The following is a 5,349-nucleotide window of genomic DNA, read 5'->3' as shown; positions in this document are numbered from 1 at the left end:
AGACCACGGTTTTCATCGGCCAGTCCCGAATAGATCACCTGCATCAGCGTCAACCTGCTTCTTTGGCCTACCGGATCGTCCCCGAACCACTCGGCGCCCCAAGGCCTTGGCAACCTCTTCCTGAAAACGGGAACTGCCCAATACATAGTTGCCGTTTGTTGCCTCACGAATCTCATCGACCAGACCTGGATCGAGTTGGTAGCGGAACAACTCTCGATAAGCAGCCTGCCGCCCCTGTTCATCCGCCGCCAACGACTGATAGCAAGCGTGCGGCTCCAACCAACCACACGCCTCTCCCTGAGCGTTTGCCCGGTAACTAGACCACCGATACTCCCCCGGGTGCTCCACCATGCCTGCTCGCACCGGGTTCAACTCAATGTATCGATAACAGCCCAGCACATAGGTCTCCTCCTGGGTAAGGCACGAGCGAAAACGCCCCTCCCACAAGGTTCCACTGCGTCGGTAGGTCCGGTTGATGTATTGAACGTAGCGCTGCCCCAACCGTTTCATCATCTCCCCCACGCCTCTGGCCGCTGTCGACGACAGCAGGAGGTGGACATGGTTGGTCATCAGCACGTAGGCATGGATCGCACACCCGCTATCCCGCGCATAGGTGTGTAGCCACTCCAGATATAACCGACAATCATCATCGGCATAAAAGCAAGCCTGGCGGTTATTACCCCGCTGAATCAAATGCAATGAAACGCCGGGTAAAACTACTCTTGGTCGTCTTGGCATGGTCGCTCATCATGTCGCAGATCCTAAAAGATTAGGATAGACAAGAAAACAGGGGTCTGTCCCCTATTGCTGTGAAAAGATTAGGACAGATAGACAAGAAAACCGTGGTCTGTCTCCTATTATTAGACGAGGTGGTCAGCCGCAAGCAACTGCTGTCGGCCCTCTGGCTGGGGTGATCGTCAGTGACGATGCCCTGACCCAGGTCATCATCAAGTTACGCAAGGCCCTGGGAGATGACGCGAAACACCCGCGTTATATCCAGACCATCTCCAAACATGGCTATCGATTGATTACACAGGTCGAAAATCTGCCCTTGAAGGCGCCCCCGGCAGATAGATGCAAAAAAAGAGTCAGCTGGCTGCCACAACGACCAAACCAGGGTCATCATCCTGGCGCTGTCACTCGCTCTGATCTTTATCGAGGGAGAACCAGGCAATCCTAGTCCGGCGCTTGTGAACAGAGGGGAATCACCTGTCACCCAGTCTCGCTCCGCGCCCCTGACCATCAGCGTACTCCCTTTCAAAACAGCAGCGGACGATGCCGTTTCGATAAGATTTGCCGGCGGTATAACCGCCGACCTGGCCGATGATCTCTCCAGGCTGTCAGAGATCTGGGTGATCAACGACCCGGGAGGAAGCGGCGATCTGCATCACGAAAAACGCGCCCGTTATCTGGTTTCGGGGAGTGTGTTCCATGAACAGGGACGGTTGCTGGTCCATGTCCGGCTAACCGAATCTGCAACCGCGCGTCAGCTCTGGTCGGAACATTTCGATCACCCACTTGGAGAGCTATTCGATATGCAGTCGGAGATTAGTCGCCGCGTGGTCGACCAGCTGTCGCTGCGCGTCAGTCAGGCCGAGCGCCGCCACCTGGCCCGGCGCTATACCCGCAATCTGGCCGCCTACGGCTATTTTCTCGATGCCCAGGCCCATCTCCTGACCCGCAAGGCTGAGGACAACCGGCAGGCACGGGCTCTCTACCGGCTGGCCATCGAGCAGGACCCTGCCTTCGCACAGGCCTACGCCGATCTCGCCCTGAGCCATGCGGCAGACTATCGCAATCAGTGGTCAGAGGATGGCGGCGCCTCCCTCAGCCGGGCCCGGGAGATGGCCGATACCGCCCTGCATATCGATCCGGAGATCCCGCAGACCTATTGGGTGCTGGGGTATGTGGACGCCCAACGACGCCAACATCAACAGGCACTGGAGTCCCTGCGCAAGGCGGTGGCGCTGGATAACTCCTTTGCCGACACCTACGCCCTGATGGGGGGCATCCACACCTATCTCGGGACACCGAAGCGCTCGCTCTCCCTGCTGTGCCGGGCCATGCGTCTGCGGCCGGAGGCGGGCTATCTCTACTTCCTGCTGCTTGGCCGTGCCTACTATTTCCTCGGCGACATTGAGCAGGCCCGAATCAATCTCCATGAGGCCCTGTCACGCAATCCGGCCAGTCTGGATGCCCACCTCTATATGGCGGCCAGCGCGGTTACCTCGGAAGAGGATGGGAGCGGGGAGTGGGAGGCCGAAGAGGTACGGATGATCCGCCCCGGTTTCTCCTTTCAGCGATGGCTGCAGACCTACCCCATGACCAGCGCTGACCAGATCGAGCAGCTCAGGGCCGCGCTGGCCGCGGTCGGGCTGCGATGAGGCAGGAGGGGCAAAGGGTCGATGAGATTATTTGATTTAATCACTGGGCAACTAGCCGCCAAACAGATCCCGGGTGAAGTTGTTGTACCAGCTGTGGGCGTACTCTACATCCCGGCGGCGCTCCTCGGCGCTGGCGTCGGCACGCGATAGACCACCGCTGCCGGGCACCTGTTCGATCTGCTGACCACCGGCGGCAAGACGGTAGACCCCGAGCACAGAGATAGCGTAGTCGGCGCCAACGATACTGTAGCAGGCATTGGTGTAGGAGGGGTTGGCCAACGGCCGATCGTTGAGCAGCGCCGCCACCGCCAGGGCGCACTGCTTGGCCTCGGAGTTGGCGGCAAAGCCCGACTTGGGCAGTGGGCTGGCGCTACAGGCGTCGCCGATCACATGGATGCCGGGGCGCAGCCGGGACTCGAAGGTCTGCGGATCCACCGGACACCAACCGCTGGCATCGGTCAGGCCAGCCTGAAAGGCGATCGCGCCGGCCTGCTGGGCTGGCACCAGATTCAGCACATCGGCGTTGTAGCTGTCGCCAAACCCAGTGGTGACCCGGCGGCTGACCGGATCGACCTGCACCACCCCCTGCTCGGGACCGCCGATCCACTCGATCATCGCATTGCCGCTGTCGTAGCCGTAGAGATCCCGCCAGCCCTGGATGAACAGGCTCTGCTTGGCAAAACTGCCCTTCGGATCGAGGATCAACACCTTGCTGCGCGGTTTGTACTGTTTAAAGTAGTGGGCCACCTGACTGGCCCGCTCGTAGGGGGCGGGCGGACAGCGGTAGGGATTGGGCGGCGCGGCCAGGATAAAGGTGCCGCCGTCGGGCATCGCCTCCAGCTGGGCGCGCAGCAGGCGGGTCTGCTCCCCCGCCTTCCAGGCGTGGGGAATGGTGGTAATCACCGAGGCGTCGTAGCCTGCCACCGTCTCGTAGCGGAAGTCGATGCCCGGTGAGACGATGCAGCGGTCATAGGGGAGGCGTGCGCCAGTGGCGGTAATCACCTGCCGGGCACCTGCATCGATGGCACTGACCCGGTCCCGCACCACTTGGATGCCATCCGCCTGCAACCCGGCATAGCCAAACCGGATCGACGCCAGGCTGCGCCCTCCCCCCAGCACCTCGTTGCTCATATAGCAGGTGTAGTAGTCGCTATCGGGCTCGATCAGGGTCACCGCAATCGTGGCGTCGGCACGGCGCAGGGCGCGGGCGACACTGACCCCGCCGGTGCCGCCACCGACCACCACCACCTGGCGGGCCGCCCCCAGCGCCAGGGCCGGAGCGCCCAGCAGGGCCGCGCCGGTGGCCAGGGTCTTGAGAAAACCTCTGCGATCGATCTTGTTCATCGTTACTAAACCTATATCAGTGCTGGCCAGGCCGATGCTCGGCACGAACGCCGCTCCCATCCACAACCGTCGTCTTTCACACCTGAATCCCGGTGGAGCGATTCGGGTCGAACAGGCCGACCGGCTCGGCCCGCAGCGGAAAGCGCCGGGCCAGGGGGTGCTGGTCGATACCCAACAGTTTGCGCAGCTCACTCTGGATGTGGCGCGGCTGGAGCAGCATGCCGGCGCTGTCGAGTTGCAGGGTGCGTGGATCGATGGCCAGTTTCTCATGGCGTGGGCCGCCCGCGCCGACGATCCGGTCGGTCCAGCCGACCCCTTGCCTCATCAGCAGCTCGCTGCCCGCCGACCAGTGGTCCTTGCCGTTGTTGCTGTTGTAGCTGGGGGTGCGCCCCACATCCGAGGTGACATGCACCAGCAGGCGGTTGGCCAGTCCGATCTGTTCCGCCTTGCTCCAGAGGTAGTCGAGGCCACGGGTCAACCGCAGCAGGGCCGCCGCCTGGTTGTTGTCATGGTTTCCGTGGGTGTCGAAACCGCCACTGCTGAAGACCCCGGTGACGCTCATGCCGGCCGCCGCCATCACCAGAAACAGGTGCATGTCGCGCACCAGGCTGCTCCGGTCACCCTTCAGGTCGGTGGTGTCGAGGCTCGCCGGCATCACGTCGGCGAGACGGGCCAGACCACCGCTACCACTACGGGCGCTATAGAGTTCATCCAGCTTGCCCTGCCAACGCGGCAGGTTGTCTGGACGCTGCCGTTGCGCCTGCAACCGCTCCAGCTGAAAGCGCCGCACGATGGCGATATCGGAGGGCTTGTGGAAGGTCCGGTTGGCATCCCGCCAGTTCGGATCGGCCATGGTGCGCAACAACGACTCATCCGGCAGCCCAGTGAAGGGCATCACCCCGGCGGTCTCGGAAAAACCGCTGGCGCGCACAAACGGCATCGGCATCCCCTGGCCGTGGACCCCCGCCAGCAGCTCATTGAGGCTTGGATAGCCGGTCATCAGCTGGCCAGTGCTGCGATTGCGCTCCGCCGCCCCGTGGCCGTTGCTCTGCAGATCGATACCATTGATCACCAACATCCGCTGGTGGTGGCGCTGAAAAAACTCGGCATTCTCGGCGAACGGGGCATAACGCAGATTACCGGCGCGCCCGGCCGGCGCGCTGGCCGCCCAACGATTCACCGCACTGTCCTCCCGCGGATCACAGAAGGAACTCTGGTCCCAACCGCCACCGGCATGCAGGGTGATCAATATCGGCCCGTTGTAGGCCGCCGCCATCCCTGGCCGCGTCCAACCCGGCAGCACCGCTGCCATGCCTGCCACTCCCGCCAGTCTCAGAAACTCTCTTCTCTTCATCCTTCTCTGCTCCAGGCCGCCCGGTCACTCATAGAGAAAACGTGCATCACCCAATAGGTAGAGCACAACCATCGCCCAGGCCCGTTTGGTGTAGTAAGGATCCTGCCAGCGGTTGTTAAGGGAACAACTCAGCGAGTCGGAGACGTTCTCCCGGTCGCCCCAGATCGCCTGGAAGAGCTGGAAGGTACGATCGATCTCAGGATCATCCAGTGGCAACGGCTCGCCCAGCAGATGGCTGTGCAGGTGTTGGATCGCCTGGCGGATATG

At 62.2% G+C, this 5,349-nt stretch carries 5 protein-coding genes and 1 pseudogene; 2 read left to right on the top strand and 4 right to left on the bottom strand.

The genetic code is table 11. The annotated features are described in order from the left end of the window. Positions 1-12 precede the first annotated feature (12 nt). Positions 13-738: a transposase gene (locus RIFP1SYM_RS15465; RefSeq protein WP_005966544.1), complete on the bottom strand. Its 726-nt coding sequence runs from the start codon at positions 736-738 to the stop codon at positions 13-15. A gap of 172 nt (positions 739-910) precedes the next feature. Here RIFP1SYM_RS15465 and RIFP1SYM_RS19095 point away from each other — a divergent pair, with 172 nt between their 5' ends. After that, positions 911-1,180, top strand: coding sequence for a winged helix-turn-helix domain-containing protein (locus RIFP1SYM_RS19095; protein ID WP_005966540.1), 270 nt, complete (start codon positions 911-913; stop codon positions 1,178-1,180). Between the two features lie 10 nt (positions 1,181-1,190). Continuing rightward, a complete protein-coding gene (locus RIFP1SYM_RS15460) occupies positions 1,191-2,384 on the top strand; it encodes a tetratricopeptide repeat protein (RefSeq protein WP_005966538.1) in 1,194 nt (397 codons plus the stop codon). A gap of 51 nt (positions 2,385-2,435) precedes the next feature. Here the strand turns inward: RIFP1SYM_RS15460 and RIFP1SYM_RS15455 are convergent, their stop codons facing one another. From RIFP1SYM_RS15455 to RIFP1SYM_RS18430, 3 genes and pseudogenes are all read right to left on the bottom strand, one after another. After that, complete coding sequence (locus RIFP1SYM_RS15455; protein ID WP_039960740.1) at positions 2,436-3,728, bottom strand: NAD(P)/FAD-dependent oxidoreductase; 1,293 nt, start codon at positions 3,726-3,728, stop codon at positions 2,436-2,438. Positions 3,729-3,804: 76 nt separating this feature from the next. Beyond that, the gene (locus RIFP1SYM_RS15450; protein WP_039960739.1) at positions 3,805-5,082 is read right to left on the bottom strand and encodes a DUF1501 domain-containing protein; all 1,278 of its coding nucleotides are present in this window, start codon (positions 5,080-5,082) and stop codon (positions 3,805-3,807) included. A 24-nt stretch (positions 5,083-5,106) separates the two neighbouring features. After that, positions 5,107-5,349: pseudogene (locus RIFP1SYM_RS18430) on the bottom strand (hypothetical protein); the annotation flags it as partial.

The organism is endosymbiont of Riftia pachyptila (vent Ph05), assembly GCF_000224455.1.
GTDB lineage: Bacteria > Pseudomonadota > Gammaproteobacteria > Chromatiales > Chromatiaceae > Endoriftia > Endoriftia persephonae.
The sequence above is the reverse complement of the archived record's forward strand: the minus strand, read 5'-3'. Positions and strand labels throughout refer to the sequence as shown.